This is a genomic window from Microbacterium sp. SWDP-B6 (assembly GCF_059803615.1).
This window is the reverse complement of record NZ_JAPFGV010000016.1, coordinates 45994-68020: the sequence shown is the minus strand read 5'-3', so window position 1 is coordinate 68020 and position 22027 is coordinate 45994. Positions and strand designations below refer to the sequence as shown.

Here is a 22027-nt window from a genome sequence, read left to right as displayed (position 1 = left end):
GCCTTCGACGTTATCCGTCCGTGATCGGAAGTGGCTGTGCATCTTCGATGGAGTCGAGAACCTTGACGATGTCGGAGGCCGGGTCTAGAACGGAGGACATGACCAGCGCAGGAGAGAAGTGGACCGAGGCGTACGTCGAGGCCTGGAAGTCGAACGATCCCCAGCAGATCTCCGCGCTCTTCAGTGAAGACGCGATCTACCTCACCAGCCCCGACGCCGAGCCGCGCGTCGGCAGGGCCGACATCGTCGCCGGCTGGCTCGACGACCTCGACGAACCGGACACGTGGACGTTCGACTGGTGGATCGTGCGCGAGGACGACGAGTTCGTCGTGATCGAGGGGCGCACGAAGTACCCGGCTGAGCGCGACTACGTGAACCTCTGGATCGTCCGGCTGGATGCGGAGGGGCGGGCGACCGCCTTCACCGAGTGGTACATGCCCCGCCCCCATCAGGACTGACGGCAACAATGGCCCGTGAGGATTCCGTTAGGGACGCTCGAGCACCCGTAGGGATTCCGTGAGGAACGCGTGAGGAAGCCGTTTGCGGGCGTAATGTCGCCCGACGTGTCAGAAGAAACCCGCGGCAACACCGACGCTCCTCCTCGCGTGAAGCGCATCCTGATCGGCGACCCGCTGACGAGTGCGCAGGTCGACGATCAGCTGCTCCCCAAGAAGATGGCGTTGCCGATCTTCGCATCGGATGCGCTGAGCTCGGTCGCCTATGCGCCGCAGGAGCTGGTGATGATCCTGCTCATCGGCGGGCTCACCTTCCTGTCGTTCACGCCGATCGTCGCGGTGGCGGTGGTGGTGCTGCTGATCGTCGTGGTGCTCAGCTACCGGCAGCTCATCAAGGCCTACCCATCGGGTGGCGGCGACTACGAGGTCGCCTCGAAGAACCTCGGCGAGATCCCCGGCGTCATCGTGGCGGCGGCCCTGCTGGTCGACTACGTGCTGACGGTCGCCGTGTCGGTCGCTTCCGGTGTCGACAACATCATCTCGGCCGTGCCCGGGCTCGATCCCCTGCGGGTCGAGCTCGCGGTCGGATTCGTGATCCTCATCATCATCGTGAACCTGCGCGGGGTGCGCGAGGCGTCGCTCGTCTTCGCCATCCCCACCTACGTGTTCATCGGCTCGGTGGGCTTCATGATCGTGACGGGACTCATCCGCACGTTCCTCGGCGATGCACCGGTGGCGTCGAGCGCCGAGTTCGCCGTGCACTCCGAAGACCTCGGGCAGGCTGCGGTCATCCTCCTGATCCTGCGCGCGTTCTCGAGCGGATGCTCGGCCCTCACCGGCGTCGAGGCGGTGTCAAACGGCGTGCCCGCCTTCCGCACGCCCAAGGTGCGCAACGCGCAGACCACGCTCGTGCTGATGGGCTCGATCGCGGCCTGCCTCTTCGCCGGTCTCACCGCACTCGCGCTGATCACCGGGGTGCACTACGCCGAGAACCCCTGCGACCTGATCGGCTTCGACTGCGCGAACCCGCAGCCGAGCCTGATGGCGCAGATCGCCTCGGCGACGTTCGGCGGCGGCAGCATCCTGTTCTTCATCATTCAGGCCGCGACCGCGTGCGTGCTGCTGCTGGCGGCCAACACCGCCTTCAACGGCTTCCCGCTGCTCGGCTCGGTGCTGGCCCGCGACGGATACGCGCCCAAGGCGCTGAACACCCGCGGTGACCGCCTGGTGTTCTCGAACGGCATGATCGTGCTCGGCATCGCCGCGATCGCGGTGCTGGTGGTGTTCCAGGCGAAGCTCACCACGCTGATCCAGCTGTACATCATCGGCGTCTTCGTGTCGTTCTCGCTCGGGCAGATCGGCATGGTGCGTCACTGGAGGCGCATCCTGCGCGGACCGGCCGAGAAGACGTCAGGATCGGGAATCGACGGCGCCTCGGCATCCGATCGCCGCTCGGCGAGGATCGGCCTGGTCATCAACTCGGTGGGCGCCGCAATGACCGTCGCCGTGCTGCTGATCGTGACGATCACGAAGTTCACGCACGGCGCGTACCTGGTGTTCTTCGCGATCCCGGTGCTCGCGTTCCTGATGATGGGCGTGAAGCGGTACTACCGCGACGTCGAGCACGAGATCGCGATCGACGACACGACGAAGTTCGGCGCGACGGGCGACCTGGCGATCGTGCTCGTCAACCGTCTGCAGAAGCCCGTCATCAAGGCCATCGACTATGCGGTCGCCGCGAAGCACGGCAAGACGCTGGCGGTGCACGTCGCTGTGGCATCCGACGATGCCGCGCAGCTGCAGAAGGAATGGGCCGACCACCTCGTGCCGATCCCCCTGGTGATCGTCGAGTCGCCGTTCCGGTCCTTCGCTCAGCCGGTGACCCAGTTCATCACGCAGTACCGCGAGAAGCACGGCTCGTCGGTGGTCACGGTCTACCTGCCGCAGTACATCGTGGGGCACTGGTGGGAGACATTCCTCCACAACCGGCGCTCGCGTCGTCTCGCCAACCAGCTGATGCTCGTGCACGGGGTGTCGATCACGCTCGTGCCGTGGCTGCTCGACTCGTCCGAGCTGATCTATGGACGGCGCTCGCGTCCCCTGCCCGGGCAGGAGCGTGCGGGGCGTCCGGTCGTCGTGAGCGGGCGTCGCGCGCACCGGCCCGAAGGTCCGCCCGAGAGCTGACGCTGCTCAGGATGCGGCGAGCACACCCCCGAGGATTCTTGCCGCCTCCGGGAAACGCGACGGGTCGGCGTGGGCGTAGTTGAGGCGCACATACGACCCGGAGGGCTCGGCGGGGAACCACTCGGACCCGGGAGAGATGATGAGGCCGCGCGCCTCGCATGCGCGAACGATTGCGACGACATCGGTGCCCTCCGGAAGCCGCGCCCAGAGGTTGAGACCGCCGGTCGGCACCGTCTCGACGATCGCCGTCGGCGCGTGCTCGGCGAGGCTCGAAAGCAGCAGATCCCGTCGCGCCCGCAACTGTTCTCTGAATCCACGGAGGTGAGTCCGCCAGGCCGGTTGGGTCACGACGTCGAGCGCTGCGGCCTGCAGCACCCCGCTCACGTACATCGACTCGGCGGCGCGGTCGGCGAGGATGCGTTCGCGAGCCGGGCCGCGGGCGATCAGCGCTGCGATCCGCAGCGACGGTGAGACGCTCTTGGTCAGCGAGCGGAGATAGACGACATGGCCGTCATCGTCCATCGCCGCGATCGGCCGCGGATCGCCATCGATGGCCAGATCGTGCGCCCAGTCGTCTTCGATGAGGAAGGCCCCGTGTCGACGCACGCTTTCGAGCACGGCGAGGCCCGTCGCCGCCGGCCACCTGGCGCCGGTCGGGTTCGCGAATGTGGGTTGCGCGTAGAACGCGCGAGCCCCGGTCTCGGCGAAGGCTCGCTCGACGGCATCCGGATCCGGACCGTGGGGGCCCGACGGGATCGGCACCAGGACCACCCCTGCCTGCTCAGCAGCGAGCAGCGCACCCCAGTAGGTGGGGGACTCGATCAGCAGCGGCTGGCCGGCGCCGACCACAGCTCGGAAGATCGAGCTCAGCCCGCTCTGACTGCCCGCGATGACGAGTGCATCCCTCGCGGATGCTGGAGCGACGTCTGCCGGTGCGGATGCCGCGAGCTCGGCGGCGAACCATGCCTGGAGTTCGGGCAGCCCGGCGGCGGGTGAACGGGTGAGCGCCGAGGAGGTGCGCGCCGCGCGGGTGATCGCCTGGCGGACGAGACGTTCGGGAAGCAGCTCGACGGCGGGGTACCCCGAGTGCATGCCGATCGCATCGGGGGCGACGGTGCGCTGCGTCGAGGTGAGACCGGCGAGTCGGGCGGGAGGCGCCCCGAGGGCGGACGTCTGCCAGCCGTAGTCCGCAGCGCGAGGTGGTCGCTGTGCCCGCACGAACGTGCCTGATCCGGGCCTCGACTCGACCAGCCCCAGTCGCGCCAGGTGCGCCATGGCCTTCTGCACCGTGACGGGGCTCGCACCGTACTCTGCGACGAGGGCGCGATTCGACGGCACGCGGGCGCCCGGCGGAGCCGACGCGATCCACCGGCGGAGGCCGGCCACGATCCGGTCACTGCTATCCTGACTCATGAAACAACAGAGTAGCGTTATCGTCCGCCCACGTGCGCCGCTATCCTCGAGTCCCGGACTCTGGTGGGGACTCCTCGGCGTCACCGCCTTCTCGTTCACTCTCCCTTTCACCCGCATCGCGGTCGGCGGCCTCTCGCCGCTGTTCATCGGATCCGGCCGCGCGGTCGTCGCCGCAGCACTCGCCGCCCTGGCGCTGGCGGTGACACGTCAGCATCCGCCGACCACGGCGCAGTGGTGGCGCCTCGCGATCGTCGCCGGCGGCGTGGTCGCGGGGTTCCCCCTGTTGACGTCGTTCGCCATGACCGCTGCGCCTGCGAGCCACGGCGCCGTGGTGATCGGCCTGCTGCCCGCGGCGACAGCCGCGATGGTGGTGCTGCGCACCCGCGAGCGCCCCGGACGAGCGTTCTGGTGGTTCGCTGCTGCGGGTGCCGCCGCGGCGGCCGTCTTCGCCTCACTGCAGAACGGCGGCCTGGGCGAACTCCATTGGGCCGATCTGCTGTTGTTCGGCGCGGTGCTCGCGGCGGCCATCGGCTACGCAGAGGGCGGGTTGCTCGCGCGGGAGCTCGGATCGTGGCAGACCGTGTCCTGGGCGCTCGTGCTCGCGGCGCCGCTGATGCTCGCGCTCACGCTGGGATCGGCGCTCACCCACCCGCCATCCGCCTCGCCGGTGCAGTGGCTCGCCTTCGCGTACCTCGCCGTGGTCAGCATGTTCCTCGGATTCTTCGCCTGGTACCGCGGGCTCGCGATCGGGCCCATGGCCCAGGTCAGCCAGATTCAGCTTGTCCAGCCCGTGATGAGCATCGCCTGGGCCGCGCTGCTTCTTCACGAGCAGATCGGCTGGCCCACCGCACTGGGTGGCATAGCCGTCATCCTGTGCGCCGCGCTCGCCGTGCGCACCCGACTGATCCATCCCCGACCCACCACTCACCCCCTGAACGAGGAGTTCTGATGCGCCACACACCCCGCTACGTGATGACCGCCCCACTCGAGGTGAAGCGCCTCATCCGCGGCAACCCGTGGGCCACGTTCGTGTCGCCCGCGAGCACCGGACTGGTCGCCTCGCACTATCCCGCCCTGCTGGTCGAAGACGAGCACGAGATCGTGATCGCGAGTCACTTCGGCCGCCCCGACGAGCAGCTGCACGAGCTGGGCGCCCACGAGGTCCTCGTGATCATCCAGGGCCCGCACGACTACGTGTCGCCGAGCCTCTACGCGCCGGGAGACCTGGTGCCCACCTGGAACCACGTCACCGCCCACCTCTATGGCACACCCGAGATCCTCAGCGAGGAGGAGAACTACGCCATGCTCGCGCAGCTCACCGACCACTTCGAGAAGGGCACCCCGCACGGGCGCAGCCTGTCGGAGGATGAAGCCGGCACGCGTCGCGCGGCGAAGGGCACCGTGGGCCTGAGGATGCGCGTCGACCGCTTCGATGCGCGCGCCAAGCTGAGCCAGAACAAGTCGCCCGAGGTGCGAGAGAACATCGCGGGGCGTTTCGACGAGACGAACACGGCCCTCGCAGCCGAGATGCGCCGCGTCGCGGATCAGACGGCTCAATAGGCTGGGGTGATGACCGATTCGCCGCGCACCGCCGTCTGGCCCGTCCGCACCGATCGCCTGCAGATCCGGCCGATGGCCGCACCCGACATCGACGCGATGTGGCAGTGGCGGCGCCTGCCCGAGGTGAACCGCTGGCTCGGGCTGGCTCCTGATTCGATCGAGGCGTTCCGCGAGCGATACCTCGACCCCGAGCGGCTCGCCTCGATGCACATCGTCGAGCTGCTGCCTGCAGGTGACGACGCGGCGCCCGTGCCGATCGGCGACATCATGATCAGGCTCGGCGACGGGTGGGCGCAGCTCGAGGTCGCTGATCAGGCGAAGGGCGTCGAGGCCGAGCTCGGCTGGGTGCTCGACCCAGAACACACAGGGCGCGGCTATGCGACCGAGGCGATCCGCGCCGTGATCGACGTCTGCTTCGGTCCGCTGGGGCTGCGCCGCGTGCACGCCGGATGCTTCGCCGACAACGAGCCGTCATGGCGTCTCATGGAGCGACTCGGCATGCGTCGAGAGGAGTTCAGCCGCAAGACCGCTCTGCACCGGTCGGGCGAGTGGCTCGACGGCCTGAACTACGGCATCCTCGCCGAGGAGTGGACGTCGACGGTCAGAGGTCTGTGACTCCGTCGACCACGAAGGTGTAAAGGTCTCTGACCAGGTCGGTCGCCTCGAGCCGGTCGCGATCGCGCGCGGCGGCGACCAGAACGTCGACGACCGATCGCAGCATCGCGGGGTTGCGAGGTCGGCTGAGCGAGCGGATGCCGAGCACCAGCGCAGGTCTCTTCGACGCGTGCAGGGCGCTCAGGTATCGGTTGCGCGAGAACACCGCGAGCAGGTCGAGCAGCTCCCACAGCCCCTCTGCTCCGACGACCTGGTCGTTGTCGTCGGTCTCCCAGAGTTCTCTGACGGTCGCCGCCCTCGCGGCGAACTCGGTGACCTGCGCCTCGGTCGCGTGCGCGATGCCCAGGTCCGCCGCCGCGATCGACAGCCCCGAGCACTCGGCGGCGACGGCGACGAACCACGCGGGAGTCGGTGTCACGACGACCGACGCCCTGTTGAGCCGGTGGTCGATCAGGTGCATCGCCTCGAGCGCGCCGAGGGCCGATCGCACGGTGCCGGCGGCGACGTTGAGGCGCTGCACGAGGGCCGTGACCGACAGGGGGTCGCCGGGGGCCAGCTCGCCCGACTCGATCGAATGCGCGAGCGAGTCGACGACGGCATCCGCTCTCGAGGTGAAGAGGGGCAGTGGCTGCTCGACCCCTCCCAGCAGTCGCGTGGAGTTCAGCTTGTCGATCCGCCGGTCGGGCATGTCATTCCCCGGGTGATCGGCCGATGCGTGTCGGATCGCCGGAGGCAGATACGGCGGCGAGCGCAGCCGCCGCTCGGAGCGGCTCGATCGTCGATCTCAGGAACAGAGGTTCGATGACCTCGCGCACCCCGACGCCATCCCGTCGCTCGAGCAGCGCGCGCAGCTGTTCGAGACCCGTGCGCATGAAGTCGACGAGCTCGGCGGCGACCGGTTGCGCTGGCACTGTTCTGGTCAGGTGCAGGGCGAGCTGCCCGTCGAGGATGTCGATCATCGTCTGGTTGTGGGCGCTCAGCACGATCTCACCCCACAGCGCGTACCAGAGGCTGAGCCCCTCACGGCTGGAGGCTTCTGCCAGGCCGGCGGCGAGCAGACCGTCGATGCGCCCCTGCAGCGACGCGACCTGTTCGTCGGTGTAGGTCGGCACGGCTTTGACCGCGCAGTATCCGATCATCGCGACGGCGGTCTCGACCCGGTCGGCCTGGGCGTCGAGATCGACCGGGGCGACGCGAGTGAACCGGTTGGTGCTGACTTCGATGAGCCCGAGGTCGGCGAGGCGGTTCAGGGCCTCGCGGATGGGCGTGCGGGAGACGCCGTATTCGGCCTGCAGATCCTGGTCGCGGATCTCTTCGAGGGGCTGCATGCGCCCAGAGATGATCTCTTCGGCGAGCGTGGCGAAGACCTGGTCGCGGATCAGCTGCCGCGGCCGAATCGGCAGAGATGCGCTGATGTCGCCCACGGGCACACTTTATGCCGGTGTGATGCCCACGCACCATACATCAGGCACTGAAGTTTCACCGGATCCGGCGAGATGTGCGTAGCGTGGAGGCGTAGGGCAGCGACCCTCACCCGGCACACACTCCCCATGTCGTGCTGCGGACCTCCCCCAGATCCCGTGACCTGCGTCGCTGCCCTTTTCCCTACCCCGGGCCAGCGCCGGGATGAACGGTCTCAGCCTGCGACGAACGCGAGCACGAGAGTGGCGACCAGCACCGTCGGCACGGCGACGATCGCACCCCAGAGCATCAGGCTGCCCCAGCGGATCTCGACGCCCAGCGACACCACCCTGTGGTGCCACAAAAGCGTGGCGAGAGAAGCCCACGGTGTGATCAGCGGGCCGAGATTCACCCCGATCAGCAGTGCCATGAGCGCGACCGGGTCGCCGGCGGTGGGTTCGAGGATCAGGTAGGCGGGCAGGTTGTTGACCCCGTTCGCGGCGAGCGCTCCCGCTGCCGAGAGACGCAGCAGCTCTGCGGGCGCGTGTCCACTGGTCGCGAGGACCGACAGGACGTCGAGGATGCCGTTCGCGTGCGCGGTCTCGACCACGACGAACAGGGCCGCCGCCAGGCCGATCGCCTGCCATGGCACGAGCGAGAGTCGCAGCACATGACGACGCCGGATGCCGAACACGACGATGAGCACGAGCGCGGCGACCGTCGCGGGGATCCAGACGTCATGGGTCACTGCGAGCAGGGGCATCAGGAGCAGCAGGATGCCGGAGGCCGCCCAGAAGAGCACCCGGTCGGAAGGGTCACCGCCTGTCGGAGCGCGATACCCGCCGAAGAGCGTGCGTCGGTGTCGCAGTGTGAGGATCACGACGGGCACGAGCACCCCGACGAGCGTCGGCGCCCAGCTCAGCGCGAGGAACGCGAGCGGGTCGTCACCGATTGACCGTGCCGCGAGCAGGTTCGTGAGGTTCGAGACGGGCAGTGCGAGAGATGCAGTGTTCGCCAGCCACACCGTGACGAGGGCGAACGGCAGCGGAGGGATGCCGACGCTCTGCGCGAGCACGACCACGACCGGCGTCACGATGACCGCCGTGGTGTCGAGCGACAGGAACACCGTGCTGATGACGGCGAGCACCACGACAGACAACCAGAGCAGGATGACGCGCCCGTGCCCCCACCGAGCCAGACGCTGAGCGACGACGTCGAACACCGCGGCATCCCGGGCCAGCTCGGCGACGATCGTGATCGCGATGACGAATCCGAGCACGGGTGCGATGCGGGCACCGAGCGCCCCGGCATCCGAGGGTGGGAGGACGCCCGTGACGATGCAGACGAGTGCCACGGCGATGAGCGCCAGGACGATGATCGTCCCTGCTCCCAGCCGCCGTCGCGTCGCACTCACTCGCTGAGTGTAGATCCGGTGAGGGTGTGATCCGGTGAGCGTCCGGCACGCGGCCTGTCAGCCGGGTGTGGTCAGGCGTCCCAGGGGAGCTTCACCACCGGCAAGATGTAGACCCTCCCCATCACGGCGGTCGGATGCGTCGCCATGAAGCTCGCGGCCTCGTCGATCGACTCGGCGGTCACGATGTCGTAGCCCGCGAACCACTCCTTGAACTCGGGGAACGGACCGTCGGTGACGAGCACCTTGCCGTCTCGCACAGCCACGGACTTCGCCTCCTCAGGGCCTGCTACGGGTGCACCGTCGCCCAGCCGGCCCGCCGCGTCGCCTTCCTCGGCCCAGTCTTCGAGCAGGCGCTGATCCTCTCCCTGCGGCATCGTGCCGCCAGTCGGGTCGGTCATGTGGATCACGAGGTACTTGTTGCTCATCTGCTCTCTCCGTTCGACGTGGTCCCGGAGGGTCCGGGCACGAGTGGCACCGCGATCTCATCGCGGCGCCGGGTCAGGTGGGCGATCTCGGCGTCGTTGCTCGCCAACGAGATCGCTCGGTCGTAGGCGTCCATGGCATCTGCAGGTCTGCCCGCCGCGCGCAGCAGCTCGGCCCGAGTCACCTGCAAGCCATGGAAGTCCGCCAGTGCATCGCGCAGCGACTCGACGATGACCAGCGCCTGCTGTGGTGAGTCCCGTTCGGCGATCGCCACGGCCTTGCCCAGGGTGACGACCGGACTCGGGTCGACGCGCTCCAGCTGCTCGTAGAGCTCGACGATGCGTTGCCAGTCGGTGAGCTCAGCATCCACGGCCGCCGCATGCACCGCATTGATCTGGGCGAGCAGCGTGTAGCGACCGGGAACCGCCCCGCGCAGTCGGTCGAGAAGCGACAGGCCCTCGTCGATCAGCTCACGATTCCACAGCCCGCGGTCCTGCTCATCGAGCCGCACGAGCTCGCCTTTCGCCGTGATCCGGGCCGGAGAGCGCGCCTCGCTGAGCAGCATCAGCGCCAGGATCCCCGCGACCTCTGCGTCGTCGGGCAGCAGCTCTCTCACGAGTCTGGTGAGCCGGATCGCCTCGGTGGTCAGCTCGCTGCGGAGCGCCGGCATCTCGGAGCCGGATGCGAAGTAGCCCTCGTTGAACACGAGATAGAGCACCGCCAGCACCCCGTCGATGCGCACGCGCAGATCTTCAGGCGCGGGCACCTGATAGGGGATCTGCGCGGTCTTGATCTTCGACTTCGCTCGTGTGATGCGCTGCCGCACAGCGGATTCCTGCATCAGGAAGGCTCGCGCGATCTCCTCGACCGTGAGGCCGGCGACCACGCGCAGAGTGAGGGCGACGCGCCCTTCGAGCGACAGCGCCGGATGGCAGCACGTGAAGAGCAGGCGCAGCCGATCGTCGTCGATGGCGCCGTTCGGCTCGGGCGGTTCGGGATCGTGCAGCATCAGTGCCTCCCGCTGCTTCGCGTCGCGGGACGACTCCCGACGCAGCCGATCGATGGCCTTGCGATAGGCGGTGGTCGTGATCCATCCGCCCGGATTCGGTGGCACGCCCTCGGCCGGCCACCGCTCGACAGCAGAGGCGAACGCCTCAGCGGCCATCTCCTCGGCGAGCCCGAGATCACCGCAGCGCCGCGTCAGACCGGCGACGATCCTCGCCCACTCCTCGCGGTACACCTGGGCGACGCGCACGTCGATGTCAGCGCGTCGCGACCGCCCGGCATCCGCAATCATCGCGTCATTCCGTGACGAGACCCCTGGGCGCCGCCCCATCGCGTCATGTGTGCTCTCTCCATCCGGTCGAACCAGCAGGATCTGCAGCGAACCAGCCGTCACCATGATCATTGCCGCTCACGGCGTCGGCGAGAAGGGCCGCCCGTCCAGACGCGGCGAGCGCGAGCCCACAGCGACGGCCGCCTGATCATGCCGGGATGCTCGAGGGCGACGCGGCGCCGCTCGATGGTCTGCTCTGCCTCCTCTGCCTCCAGCCGGTAGAGAACACTCGCCATCATCGGATCGTTGTACACGTCGTCACCGTGCCTCTCATCTGCGAGACCACCCGAAACGGTCGCCTCCTACCTGCACCACGAACGACGACGGCGGGATGCGACATCGAGGCGCGAAAAAGTCCACGCGACCTCGGAACGTGAGCAACTCGCATGCATCCCGCACGCCCCCGTAGGCAAAGCGTGAGGATCGCCATATGCCGGTCCGCACGGGAGTTGTATCGAGTCTCGTGCTCGACATCATCTACATCGCGCTGACTCTCGCGCTGTTCGCCCTCGTCTCCCTGGTCGCGAAGGGGGTGGAACGACTGTGATCGTCTTCGAGATCATCGCCGCCGCCCTCGCCGTGGCCGCCGTCGTCTACCTCGTGATGGCTCTCGTCGCCCCGGAGAAGTTCTGATGGGCGCCGGCTCTTCGATGAACGCCGAACTCTGGTTCGGCGTTCTCCAGGCCGCCGTCCTGATCGTCGCCCTCGTGCTGCTCTACCGCCCCGTGGGCGACTACATGGCGCACGTCTTCAGCACCCCTCGTGATCTGAAGGCCGAGCGGGGCATCTACCGTCTGATCGGCGTCGACCCGGCATCCGAGCAGACGTGGCGTGCCTACGCCCGCAGCGTCCTCGCGTTCTCGGTCGTCGGCCTGCTGCTCGTCTACGGGCTGCAGCGTCTGCAGGGCTTCCTGCCCGAGTCGCTCGGGCTCCCGGCCGTGCCCGAGGGGCTGGCGTTCAACACCGCCGCGTCTTTCGTCGCGAACACCAACTGGCAGTCGTACTCGCCCGAGCAGACGATGGGCTACACCGTGCAGCTCGCGGGCCTCACAGTGCAGAACTTCGTCTCGGCCGCCGTCGGCCTGGCCGTCGCCGTCGCACTGATCCGCGGCCTGGCCCGTCGCGGCTCGACCACGATCGGCAACTTCTGGGTCGACCTGATCCGCGGGCTCGGTCGCATCCTGCTGCCGATCGCCCTGATCGGCGCGATCGCCCTGATCGCGGGAGGCGTGGTGCAGAACTTCGCCGGCTTCACCGACGTGACCACCGTCTCCGGGGGCACGCAGACCATCCCCGGCGGACCGGTCGCCTCGCAGGAGGCCATCAAGCTGCTCGGCACCAACGGCGGTGGCTTCTTCAACGCCAACTCGGCGCACCCGTTCGAGAATCCGACGGGCTGGACCAACCTGCTGCAGATCCTGCTCATCCTGGTGATCCCGTTCGCACTCCCCCGCACGTTCGGCCGCATGATCGACGACAACCGCCAGGGCTACGCGATCGCCGCCGTGATGGGAACGATCTTCCTGATCTCGACCTTCGCTCTCTCGGCCCTCGAGCTCGCCGGCCGCGGCAGCGCTCCCGAACTCGCAGGGGCGGCCATGGAGGGCAAGGAGGCCCGCTTCGGCATCCTCGGATCCACGCTCTTCGGCAGCGCCAGCACCCTGACGTCGACCGGCGCGGTCAACTCGATGCACGACTCGTACACGGCACTCGGCGGCATGATGCCGATGCTCAACATGATGCTCGGCGAGGTCGCCCCCGGCGGCGTCGGATCGGGTCTCTACGGCATGCTCGTGCTCGCGATCATCGCGGTGTTCGTCGGCGGACTGCTCGTCGGCCGCACCCCCGAGTACCTCGGCAAGCGCATCGGCCCGAAGGAGATCAAGCTCGCGAGCCTCTACATCCTCGTGACGCCCACCCTCGTGCTGGTCGGCACGGCGCTGAGCTTCGCGATCCCGGGAATCCGAGCGGACGTCGAGGCGACCAGCATCCTCAACCCCGGCGTGCACGGCATGAGCGAGGTGCTCTACGCCTTCACCTCGGCGTCGAACAACAACGGCTCGGCCTTCGCCGGCCTCACCGCGAACACCCCGTGGTTCAACACCGCACTCGGCATCGCGATGCTGCTCGGCCGCTTCCTGCCGATCGTGCTCGTGCTGGCCCTCGCCGGGTCGTTCGCCGCGCAGCAGCGCGTGCCGGAGAACACCGGAACGCTGCCCACGCACCGACCGCAGTTCGTCGGCCTCCTCTCGGCCGTCACGGTCATCATCACGGCACTCACCTACTTCCCCGTGCTCGCACTGGGACCCCTCGCTGAAGGACTCGTCTGACATGACCCTCATCACCACACCCTCCGAGACGCCGTCGGAACAGCAGGATGCCGCGGCATCCGCCTCGACCGAACCGCCCCGAGCATTCGGCTGGGCGCAGCTGACCCAGGCCCTGCCGGGCGCGCTGCGCAAGCTCAACCCCGCCTCGCTCGTGCGCAACCCCGTGATGCTGCTCGTCTGGGTCGGCGCCGCGTTCACCACCGTGCTCGCGATCGCCGAGCCCTTCCTCGGAGGCCCCGCCGACTCGGGCGGAACCCCGGTGCCCGCGCCGTTCACCTGGGGCATCGCCATCTGGCTGTGGCTCACCGTGCTGTTCGCCAATGTCGCCGAGTCGGTGGCCGAGGGCCGCGGCAAGGCCCAGGCTGCGAGCCTGCGCAAGACCCGCACCAGCACCATGGCACGCAAGGTCGTCCGGTACGACGCCGGTGCGGATGCCACGGCAGAGCGCTCCGAAACCGTCGACGTCTCGTCGGCCGAGCTCCAGCGCGACGACATCGTGATCGTCGCGGCGGGAGAGCTGATCCCCGGAGACGGCGACATCGTCGCGGGCATCGCGACCGTCGACGAGTCGGCGATCACCGGCGAGAGCGCTCCGGTCATCCGCGAATCCGGCGGAGACCGCAGCGCCGTCACCGGCGGCACACGGGTGCTGTCTGATCGCATCGTCGTGCGCATCACCTCGAAGCCCGGCGAGACGTTCGTCGACCGCATGATCGCCCTGGTCGAGGGCGCGAGCCGTCAGCGCACCCCCAACGAGATAGCGCTGAACATCCTGCTCGCGAGCCTGTCGATCGTGTTCGTCGTCGTGGTGCTGGCGCTCAACCCGATCGCGTCGTACGCGGCCTCGCCCGTCAGCATCCCGGTGCTGATCGCCCTGCTCGTGTGCCTGATCCCCACGACGATCGGCGCCCTGCTCTCGGCCATCGGCATCGCCGGCATGGACCGCCTCGTGCAGCGCAACGTGCTCGCCATGTCGGGCCGCGCGGTCGAGGCCGCGGGAGACGTCACCACCCTGCTGCTCGACAAGACCGGCACCATCACCTACGGCAACCGACAGGCCCACGAGGTGCTGCCGCTCGCGGGGGTCGACCCCGAGGAGCTGCTGCGCGTCGCCGCCCTCGCGTCCCTCGCCGACCCCACGCCCGAGGGAGCGTCGATCGTCGCGTTGGCCGCGTCTCACGGCATCCAGGTCGAGGAGCCGGTCGGAGCCGTCGTCGTGCCGTTCACCGCGCAGACCCGCATGTCCGGCCTCGACCTGCCCGACGGCACGCAGATCCGCAAGGGTGCAGGCTCGGCGATCAGCGCCTGGCTCGGACTCGACTCGAATGCCGAGCTCACCACCCTGACCGACGGCGTCGCGTCGAGCGGCGGCACCCCCTTGGTCGTCGCCGTGAAGCCTGCCGAGGGCATCGGCGAGGTGCTCGGCGTCGTGCACCTCAAGGACATCGTGAAAGACGGCCTGCGCGAGCGGTTCGAAGAGCTCCGCAGCATGGGCATCCGCACCGTCATGATCACGGGCGACAACCCGCTGACCGCCGCCGCGATCGCGAAGGAGGCCGGGGTCGACGACTTCCTCGCCGAAGCGACTCCCGAGCAGAAGCTCGAACTGATCAAGCGCGAGCAGGAGGGCGGCCGCCTCGTCGCGATGACAGGCGACGGCACGAACGACGCCCCGGCGCTCGCCCAGGCCGACGTCGGCGTCGCGATGAACACCGGCACGTCGGCGGCGAAGGAGGCCGGCAACATGGTCGACCTCGACTCCGATCCCACGAAGCTCATCGACATCGTGCGCATCGGCAAGCAGCTGCTCATCACCCGCGGAGCCCTCACGACGTTCTCGCTCGCGAACGACATCGCCAAGTACTTCGCCATCATCCCGGCGATGTTCATGGGCGTCTTCCCCGGCCTCGCGGCGCTCAACATCATGCAGCTGCACTCGCCGGCATCCGCCGTGACCAGCGCGATCATCTTCAACGCCATCGTGATCGTGTTCCTGATCCCGCTGGCGCTCCGAGGAGTGAAGTATCGCCCGGCGAGCGCCTCGCAGATCCTGCAGCGCAATCTGCTGGTCTACGGCCTCGGCGGCGTGATCGCACCGTTCATCGGCATCAAGCTGATCGACCTCGTGATCACCCTCATCCCCGGCTTCTGAGCGCGACTCACCGCGTTTCGTCTCGGGGCTTCGCTCCTCGCTCAACGACCGGGCGAGGTCACCCGCTCCTCGCTCAACGACCGACTTCTTTGAAAGGCATCTCATGTCCTCCTCCCGCACCGTGGCCCGCACCACCGGCGTCGCCATCCGCGCGATGCTCGTGCTCACCCTCGTGCTCGGCGTCGGCTACACGCTGGTGGTCACCGGCATCGGCCAGCTGCTGATGCCGTTCCAGGCGAACGGCTCGCCGCTCGCAGACGACAAGGGCAGCTCGCTGATCGGGCAGTCCTTCACGGATGCCGACGGCGAGGCGCTTCCCGAGTACTTCCAGTCGCGTCCGTCTGCCGCCGGTGACGGCTACGACGGAGCGGGCTCGAGCGGCAGCAACCTGGGGCCCGAGAACCCCGACCTCGTCACGGCGATCGGCGAGCGTCAGGCGGCCATCGCGGAGCGCGAAGGAGTGAGTCCTGACGCCGTTCCGGCCGACGCCGTGACGGCATCGGGCTCGGGCCTCGACCCGCACATCAGCGTCGCCTACGCCCTGCTGCAGGTGCCACGGGTGGCCGAGGAGCGCGGCCTGCCCGAACAGCAGGTGCGCGACCTCGTGGAGTCTAGGATTCAAGGGCGGGATCTGGGATTCCTCGGCGAAGAACGCATCAACGTCGCCGAACTCAATCTCGCGCTCGATGAGCAGGAGGGCTGATGACGGCAGAGCGGATGCCGCGGCGCGGCCGACTCCGCGTGCTGCTCGGCGCAGCCCCCGGTGTCGGCAAGACCTTCGAGATGCTCGTCGAAGGCCGCCGACTGCTCGACGAGGGCCGAGACGTCGTGATCGCGGTCGTCGAGACGCACGACCGTGCGGCGACGGCGGCGCAGACCATCGGCATCCCCGAGGTGCCTCGCCGCACCGATCTGCACCGAGGCGTGCCGCTGAGCGAGATGGACCTGCAGGCGGTTCTCGCCCGGCACCCCGAGATCGCGCTGGTCGATGAGCTCGCCCACACCAACACCCCCGGTTCGCAGAACGCGAAGCGCTGGCAGGACGTCGATGCGCTGCTCGACGCGGGCATCGACGTCGTCACGACCGTGAACGTGCAGCACATCGAGTCGCTGAACGCCGTGGTCGAGAAGATCACGGGCATCGCTCAGCAGGAGACGATCCCGGATGCCGTGGTGCGCGCCGCCGACGAGATCGAGGTCGTCGACCTGGCGCCGCAGTCGCTGCGCGATCGACTCTCGGCGGGCCTCGTCTACCCGGCCGAACGGATCGACGCGGCGCTGTCGAACTACTTCCGCCTCGGAAACCTGACGGCGCTGCGTGAACTCGCGCTGCTGTGGCTCGCCGACGAGGTCGACAGTGCGCTGCGCAGCTACCGCGCCGACCACGGCATCGAGGGCACCTGGCAGGCGCGCGAGCGCGTGGTCGTCGCCCTCACCGGTGGCCCCGAGGGCGAGACGCTGCTGCGTCGAGGGGCCCGAATCGCCGCCCGCTCGGCCGGTGGCGAGCTGCTCGCAGTGCACATCGCCGCACAAGACGGCCTCCGCGACGAGACCCCGGGGGCACTGGCCGCCCAGCGCTCACTGGTCGAGTCGCTCGGCGGCAGCTTTCACCAGATCATCGGCGACGACATCCCCGGCACGCTCGTCGAGTTCGCGCACGGCGCCGACGCCACGCAGCTCGTGATCGGCGTCAGCCGACGCGGTCGCCTCGCGGCCGCGCTCACCGGACCCGGCATCGGGTCGGAGGTCATCCGCCGCTCGGGAGACATCGACGTGCACATCGTGACGCACGCCGCCGCGGGCGGGCGCGCCGCGCTCCCCCGCATCACCGGCGGTGCGCTCGGCTGGCGACGTCAGCTGCTCGGCTTCGTGATCGCGCTCATCGTCGGACCACTGCTCTCGTGGGCGATGTTCGCCTTCCGCAGTCCCGAGTCGATCACCGTCGAGGTGTTGGCCTTCCAGCTGCTCGTCGTGATCGTCGCGCTGGTGGGCGGGCTGCGACCGGCCGTCTTCGCGGCGGTGCTCTCGGGCATCACACTGGACTTCCTGTTCGTCTCGCCGATCTTCACCATCACGATCGCGCATCCGCTGCACGTGCTCGCCCTCGCGCTCTATGTGATCATCGCGATCCTCGTCAGCATCATCGTCGACCAGGCCGCACGGCGAGCCCGCACGGCCCAGCGCGCCGCCGCCGAGGCCGAACTCCTCGCCGCGGTCGCCGGCAACGTGCTCCGCGGAGACAACGCCGTGCTCGCGATGGTCAGTCGCACGCGCGAGGCCTTCGGCCTCACCGGTGTGCGCCTGCTCACCGCCGAGGGCGAGGTGCTGGCGAGCGACGGCGAACCCGTGCCCGACGGTCGGGCCACCTCGATTCCGGTCGGCGCGGGCGGATCGTCTCCCGCCGTGCTCGAGCTGCACGGCGAGCCCCTCGACACCCCCGCCCGGCGACTGCTCGATGCGATCGTCGCCCAGCTCGCGGCGGCGATCGAGCACACCGACCTGCGTGCCACAGCGCGCGAGGTCGCCGCTCTCGCCGAGACCGACCAGGTGCGCAGTGCCCTGCTGTCAGCGGTGAGCCACGACCTTCGCCGACCACTCGCCTCGGCTGTCGCCGCGATCGGCGGACTCCGCGGGGCGCACAGACTGTCGGCATCCGATCGGGAAGAACTGCTCGCCACGGCGGATGAGAGCCTCGCCACCCTGTCGTCGCTGGTCACGGATCTGCTCGACGTCAGCCGCGTGCAGGCGGGAGTGCTCGCCGTCTCGAGCATGCGACTCGATGTCGCGGGTCCCGTGCTGGCGGCGGTCGATGAACTCGGCCTCGGCCCCGACGACGTGGAGCTGGCACTGGACGCCGACCTGCCGGCGGTGTCGGCCGATCCGGTGCTGCTGCAGCGAGTGCTGGTGAACGTGATCGCGAACGCGCACCGCCACTCGCCCGCCGACAGTCGGGTGATCGTGTCGACGAGCACCCTCGGCGAGCGCGCCGAGATCCGCGTCATCGACCGGGGCAAAGGCGTGCCGGCAGAGAATCGCGACCGCATCTTCCAGCCCTTCCAGCGCCTCGGCGACACCGACAACACCACCGGTCTCGGCCTCGGCCTCGCGCTGTCGCGCGGATTCGCCGAGGGCATGGGCGGTACCCTGACACCCGAGGACACCCCCGGCGGTGGACTCACCATGGTCATCTCGCTGCCGCTGGCAGGAGAGCCCGATCTCACGCAGGAGGAGACGGAGTGAAGCTCCTCATCGCCGATGACGACCCGCAGATGGTGCGGGCGCTGCGCATCACCCTCGCCGCCCACGGCTACGAGGTGGTCGTGGCCGCTGACGGTGCCGCTGCCGTGGCCGCCGCCGCGCAGACGCACCCCGACATCATCATGCTCGACCTCGGCATGCCGCGGCTCGACGGCATCGAGGTGATCCAGGCGCTGCGCGGCTGGACGACCGTGCCGATCATCGTCGTCTCCGGCCGCACCGGATCAGCGGACAAGGTCGAGGCGTTGGATGCGGGAGCCGACGACTTCGTCACCAAGCCGTTCCAGGTCGACGAGCTGCTCGCGCGGCTGAGGGCGCTGTCTCGCCGGTCGGTGCCGGCCGGCGGCGAGTCGACCGTCGGATTCGGCGACGTCGTGGTCGACCTCGCGACGAAGACCGTCACCAGGGCGGGCACGCGGGTTCATCTCACGCCCACCGAGTGGCGCATGCTCGAGCATCTCGCCCGCCATCCGGGCGCCCTGGTGACTCGGCAGGATCTGCTGAAGGAGATCTGGGGCAGCGAGCAGGTCTCCGACTCCGGCTACCTGCGGCTGTACATGTCGCAGCTGCGCAAGAAGCTCGAGGCCGAACCGAGCGCACCGGCACACCTGCTCACCGAGTCGGGGATGGGTTACCGGCTCGTCCTCTGACCCCGGCGTGCCGTTCTCGTCATTCCCGGTTCACAACTCAGCATGAACTTGCGGCGGCCGGCGGAATAGACGGGTTCAGGGCGTTCGGCCGCAGTCTGTGCTGAATTGTGAACGGTGTGCGTGATCAACGCTTCATGATGGTGACCTCGACGGTGTCGCCGATGTCCTTGCCCAGCGACTTCCGCGCCTTCGCGTTCAGCGACACCATGTGTCCACCCGTACCGGTCACCATCGCGCCGACGTTCTCGAGCTTCACATCGTCTATCAGGGCGTCGACCCTGACCGTCTTCCCGGTTCCGAAGAACTCGGCGGAGCCGGGTATCTCGACGCAACTCCACGTCTCGCCCTTGACCTCAACACCGATCGTCGTGTGAAAGCTCAGCTGATCCGCAGTCATGAGAACAGGCTTTTCGCGACCGAGCGCTGAATCAGAGCGCGATGTCGGCGCGCGGGCGGCGCAGCACTCCCCAGACGCCTGCGGCGACGAGGACGATCGCGACGATGATCGCGGCGATGGCGGTGACGGTGCTCTCGGGTTCGCCGGTCAGGCGGCCGACGGCCAGCCAGCCGAGGCCCCACGCGGTCGCGAGAGCGGGGGCGATGCGCCGAGTGACGAGCGCGCTGGCCACTCCGATCACGAGCACGACGGCGAGCACGGCGACCGCCCAGATCTCCGCCTGGTCTGCCCACGCTGCCGGCGCGATCTGCGTGAACCACGCCGTCGTGTTGGCCACGGTCGCGATGGTGACCCAGCCGAAGTGCAGGCCGTTCGCTCCGTCGACCACGATGCGCTCGGGCCAGGTCCGGGCACGGCTGCGGCCGAGGATCACGATGACACGGGCGAGGGTGGCGAGCAGCAGTGCGATCACGAGCACCGTCAGCGGAAGAGACAGGAACTGCGCCGTCACGAGCCAGAGCCCGTTCAGGATCATCGATGCGGCGATCCATCCGCCGACCGCGCGCTGACGTTCATCCGCCCGCTGCGGCGGAAGCGCCTGCCACACCGTGTAGGCGATGAGGCCGAGGTAGATCAGCGACCAGATCGAGAAGGCGGGGCCGGCCGGGGCGAGATACGACCCCTGCGCCGAGAGCGCTCCGTCTTGCAGCTCGCTGACCGAGGTGCCACCGAAGGCGCCGGACCCCACAGCCGCGGCTATCAGCATGAACGTGGCCGAGGCGATGATGATCGACTGGCGGGCGATGTCCTGCGTCCGGGATTCCATGCTCGCACCATACGCGCGTGAGCGCGGGAACACACCAGCCTTGACACCGACATCCGAGAAGGCTAGCCAGGCTAGCTAAATCCCTTGAGTGCGCCGCGGTCAGGCGGCGACGGCGGCGTCGATCAGCACCTCGGCCGCATTGCGCGCCTGCACGGCGACCTGCGGATCGGCCGCGATGGCGGCTGTGCTCTGGGCCCCCTCCGCGAGGATCGACAGCTGCGCGGCGAGCGATGCCGGCGCCCCGGCCGCGACCACGAGCCCCGCCATATACGCCTGGAAGGAGGCCTTGTGGTCACGGACGATCTTGGCCACCTCGGGGTTCGTGCCGCCGAGCTCGCCGAACGCGTTGATGAAGGCGCAGCCGCGGAAGTCGTCGGTGCAGAACCAGTCCTCGAGATACCCGTAGACGGCGAGCAGTCTGTCGCGCGGGTCAGCCCCGGCATCCGCCACCGCCCCCGTGAGTCCCGACTCCCATTCCCCGTGCTTGCGGGCGAGGACAGCCGTGACGATGTCGGTCTTCGACGGGAACAGCGCATAGAGGCGGCGCAGCGACACGCCGGCCGCGGCCCTCAGCTCGTCCATGCCGACAGCCGCGTATCCCTTGCGGTAGTAGAGCTCGTCCGCCGCCGCGAGGATCTGTTCACGCACCGTTTGCTCCGTCATATCCTCAGTGTACTTGACATGAGAACGAGCGTTCTCTACAGTGGACAACATCAGCCGAGAACGACCGTTCTCACAGGATCGAAAAGGACCAGGATCATGGGTTACATCACCGTCGGAAACGAGAACAGCACCCCGATCGAGCTCTACTACGAAGACCAGGGATCGGGCCAGCCCGTCGTCCTGATCCACGGCTACCCGCTCGACGGACACAGCTGGGAGCGCCAGACCCGCGAGCTCCTCGCTCAGGGCTACCGCGTCATCACCTACGACCGCCGCGGATTCGGTCAGTCGTCGAAGGTCGGCACCGGATACGACTACGACACCTTCGCCGCCGACCTCAACACGGTGCTCGAGACCCTCGACCTGCGCGACGTCGTGCTCGTCGGCTTCTCGATGGGCACCGGCGAGCTCGCCCGCTACGTCGCCACGTATGGCCACGACCGCGTAGCCAAGCTCGCGTTCCTCGCCTCGCTCGAACCGTTCCTCGTGCAGCGCGATGACAACCCCGAGGGCGTGCCGCAGGATGTGTTCGACGGCATCGAGGCCGCAGCCAAGGGCGACCGCTTCGCCTGGTTCACCGACTTCTACAAGAACTTCTACAACCTCGACGAGAACCTCGGCTCGCGCATCAGCCAGGAGGCCGTCACCGGCAGCTGGAACGTCGCGATCGGCAGCGCTCCTGTCGCCGCCTACGCCGTGGTCTCGTCGTGGATCGAGGACTTCCGCGGCGACGTGGATGCGGTGCGCGATGCCGGCAAGCCCACGCTGATCCTCCACGGCACCAAGGACAACATCCTGCCGATCGACGCCACCGCCCGCCGGTTCCACCAGGCAGTGCCCGCGGCGACCTACGTCGAGGTCGAGGGCGCCCCGCACGGCCTGCTCTGGACCCACGCCGACGAGGTCAACGCCGCGCTGAAGGACTTCCTCAGCAAGTGACGCACCCTTCC

Annotated in this window: 22 protein-coding genes; 12 read left to right on the top strand and 10 right to left on the bottom strand. The window is 68.7% G+C overall.

Translation table 11 applies throughout. The features are described from left to right. Window positions 1-98: 98 nt before the first annotated feature. Window positions 99-458: a nuclear transport factor 2 family protein gene (locus OPU70_RS16300; protein WP_498558255.1), complete on the top strand. Its 360-nt coding sequence runs from the start codon at window positions 99-101 to the stop codon at window positions 456-458. Window positions 459-551: 93 nt separating this feature from the next. Then, entirely contained in the window at window positions 552-2639 is a 2088-nt protein-coding gene (locus OPU70_RS16295) for an APC family permease (protein ID WP_498558254.1), read from the top strand. 6 nt (window positions 2640-2645) lie between these two features. Here OPU70_RS16295 and OPU70_RS16290 read toward each other — a convergent pair whose 3' ends face one another. Next, window positions 2646-4052 carry an aminotransferase-like domain-containing protein gene (locus OPU70_RS16290; RefSeq protein WP_079112108.1) on the bottom strand — a complete coding sequence of 469 codons (1407 nt, stop codon included), beginning with the start codon at window positions 4050-4052 and terminating at the stop codon, window positions 2646-2648. Between OPU70_RS16290 and OPU70_RS16285 the strand changes: the two genes are divergently transcribed. Genes OPU70_RS16285 through OPU70_RS16275 form a run of 3 tightly spaced genes read left to right on the top strand, consistent with a single transcriptional unit; the run spans window position 4051 to window position 6227 of the window. Further along, a complete protein-coding gene (locus OPU70_RS16285) occupies window positions 4051-5001 on the top strand; it encodes a DMT family transporter (protein ID WP_498558253.1) in 951 nt (316 codons plus the stop codon). The two genes, OPU70_RS16290 and OPU70_RS16285, sit on opposite strands and share 2 nt — an antisense overlap. After that, window positions 5001-5612: an FMN-binding negative transcriptional regulator gene (locus OPU70_RS16280; protein ID WP_498558252.1), complete on the top strand. Its 612-nt coding sequence runs from the start codon at window positions 5001-5003 to the stop codon at window positions 5610-5612. The genes OPU70_RS16285 and OPU70_RS16280 overlap by 1 nt, the downstream gene beginning before the upstream one ends. A 9-nt stretch (window positions 5613-5621) precedes the next feature. After that, entirely contained in the window at window positions 5622-6227 is a 606-nt protein-coding gene (locus OPU70_RS16275) for a GNAT family N-acetyltransferase (RefSeq protein WP_498558251.1), read from the top strand. Here OPU70_RS16275 and OPU70_RS16270 read toward each other — a convergent pair. The 6 genes from OPU70_RS16270 to OPU70_RS16245 all read right to left on the bottom strand — a co-directional run bounded on the left by OPU70_RS16270 (window position 6214) and on the right by OPU70_RS16245 (window position 11055). Beyond that, window positions 6214-6915 (bottom strand): GntR family transcriptional regulator, encoded by a 702-nt coding sequence (locus OPU70_RS16270; RefSeq protein ID WP_079112104.1) that lies wholly within the window; start codon window positions 6913-6915, stop codon window positions 6214-6216. The two genes, OPU70_RS16275 and OPU70_RS16270, sit on opposite strands and share 14 nt — an antisense overlap. A gap of 1 nt (window position 6916) precedes the next feature. Then, window positions 6917-7651 carry a GntR family transcriptional regulator gene (locus OPU70_RS16265; protein ID WP_156145869.1) on the bottom strand — a complete coding sequence of 245 codons (735 nt, stop codon included), beginning with the start codon at window positions 7649-7651 and terminating at the stop codon, window positions 6917-6919. A gap of 212 nt (window positions 7652-7863) precedes the next feature. Continuing rightward, window positions 7864-9042 (bottom strand): SLC13 family permease, encoded by a 1179-nt coding sequence (locus OPU70_RS16260; RefSeq protein WP_197065965.1) that lies wholly within the window; start codon window positions 9040-9042, stop codon window positions 7864-7866. Between the two features lie 71 nt (window positions 9043-9113). Then, window positions 9114-9467, bottom strand: coding sequence for a YciI family protein (locus tag OPU70_RS16255; protein WP_079112102.1), 354 nt, complete (start codon window positions 9465-9467; stop codon window positions 9114-9116). Beyond that, window positions 9464-10762 (bottom strand): RNA polymerase sigma factor, encoded by a 1299-nt coding sequence (locus OPU70_RS16250; protein ID WP_498558250.1) that lies wholly within the window; start codon window positions 10760-10762, stop codon window positions 9464-9466. Before OPU70_RS16250 ends, OPU70_RS16255 begins: the two co-directional genes overlap by 4 nt. Before the next feature lie 107 nt (window positions 10763-10869). Further along, entirely contained in the window at window positions 10870-11055 is a 186-nt protein-coding gene (locus OPU70_RS16245) for a hypothetical protein (protein ID WP_042538153.1), read from the bottom strand. Window positions 11056-11344: 289 nt separating this feature from the next. Between OPU70_RS16245 and OPU70_RS16240 the strand changes: the two genes are divergently transcribed. The 6 genes from OPU70_RS16240 to OPU70_RS16215 all read left to right on the top strand — a co-directional run bounded on the left by OPU70_RS16240 (window position 11345) and on the right by OPU70_RS16215 (window position 19191). After that, complete coding sequence (locus OPU70_RS16240) at window positions 11345-11434, top strand: potassium-transporting ATPase subunit F (protein WP_498558249.1); 90 nt, start codon at window positions 11345-11347, stop codon at window positions 11432-11434. 17 nt (window positions 11435-11451) lie between these two features. Next, a complete protein-coding gene (gene kdpA, locus OPU70_RS16235; protein WP_498558261.1) occupies window positions 11452-13131 on the top strand; it encodes a potassium-transporting ATPase subunit KdpA in 1680 nt (559 codons plus the stop codon). Between the two features lies 1 nt (window position 13132). Beyond that, window positions 13133-15283, top strand: coding sequence for a potassium-transporting ATPase subunit KdpB (kdpB, locus tag OPU70_RS16230; protein WP_042538157.1), 2151 nt, complete (start codon window positions 13133-13135; stop codon window positions 15281-15283). A 103-nt stretch (window positions 15284-15386) separates the two neighbouring features. Then, window positions 15387-15986, top strand: a complete 600-nt coding sequence (gene kdpC / locus OPU70_RS16225; RefSeq protein ID WP_042538159.1) for a potassium-transporting ATPase subunit KdpC — start codon at window positions 15387-15389, stop codon at window positions 15984-15986. Between the two features lie 14 nt (window positions 15987-16000). Then, a complete protein-coding gene (locus OPU70_RS16220) occupies window positions 16001-18523 on the top strand; it encodes an ATP-binding protein (protein ID WP_498558260.1) in 2523 nt (840 codons plus the stop codon). Further along, entirely contained in the window at window positions 18520-19191 is a 672-nt protein-coding gene (locus tag OPU70_RS16215; protein WP_042538161.1) for a response regulator, read from the top strand. The genes OPU70_RS16220 and OPU70_RS16215 overlap by 4 nt, the downstream gene beginning before the upstream one ends. Window positions 19192-19315: 124 nt before the next feature. Here the strand turns inward: OPU70_RS16215 and OPU70_RS16210 are convergent, their stop codons facing one another. From OPU70_RS16210 to OPU70_RS16200, 3 genes are all read right to left on the bottom strand, one after another. Beyond that, on the bottom strand, window positions 19316-19588 hold the full coding sequence (locus OPU70_RS16210) for a DUF1905 domain-containing protein (RefSeq protein ID WP_498558248.1): 273 nt from the start codon (window positions 19586-19588) through the stop codon (window positions 19316-19318). 31 nt (window positions 19589-19619) lie between these two features. Then, window positions 19620-20414: a TspO-related membrane protein gene (locus OPU70_RS16205; protein ID WP_079113884.1), complete on the bottom strand. Its 795-nt coding sequence runs from the start codon at window positions 20412-20414 to the stop codon at window positions 19620-19622. 99 nt (window positions 20415-20513) lie between these two features. Next, window positions 20514-21077 (bottom strand): TetR/AcrR family transcriptional regulator, encoded by a 564-nt coding sequence (locus OPU70_RS16200; protein WP_042538167.1) that lies wholly within the window; start codon window positions 21075-21077, stop codon window positions 20514-20516. A 96-nt stretch (window positions 21078-21173) separates the two neighbouring features. Here OPU70_RS16200 and OPU70_RS16195 point away from each other — a divergent pair, with 96 nt between their 5' ends. Beyond that, on the top strand, window positions 21174-22016 hold the full coding sequence (locus OPU70_RS16195) for an alpha/beta fold hydrolase (RefSeq protein ID WP_042538169.1): 843 nt from the start codon (window positions 21174-21176) through the stop codon (window positions 22014-22016). Window positions 22017-22027: the final 11 nt, after the last annotated feature.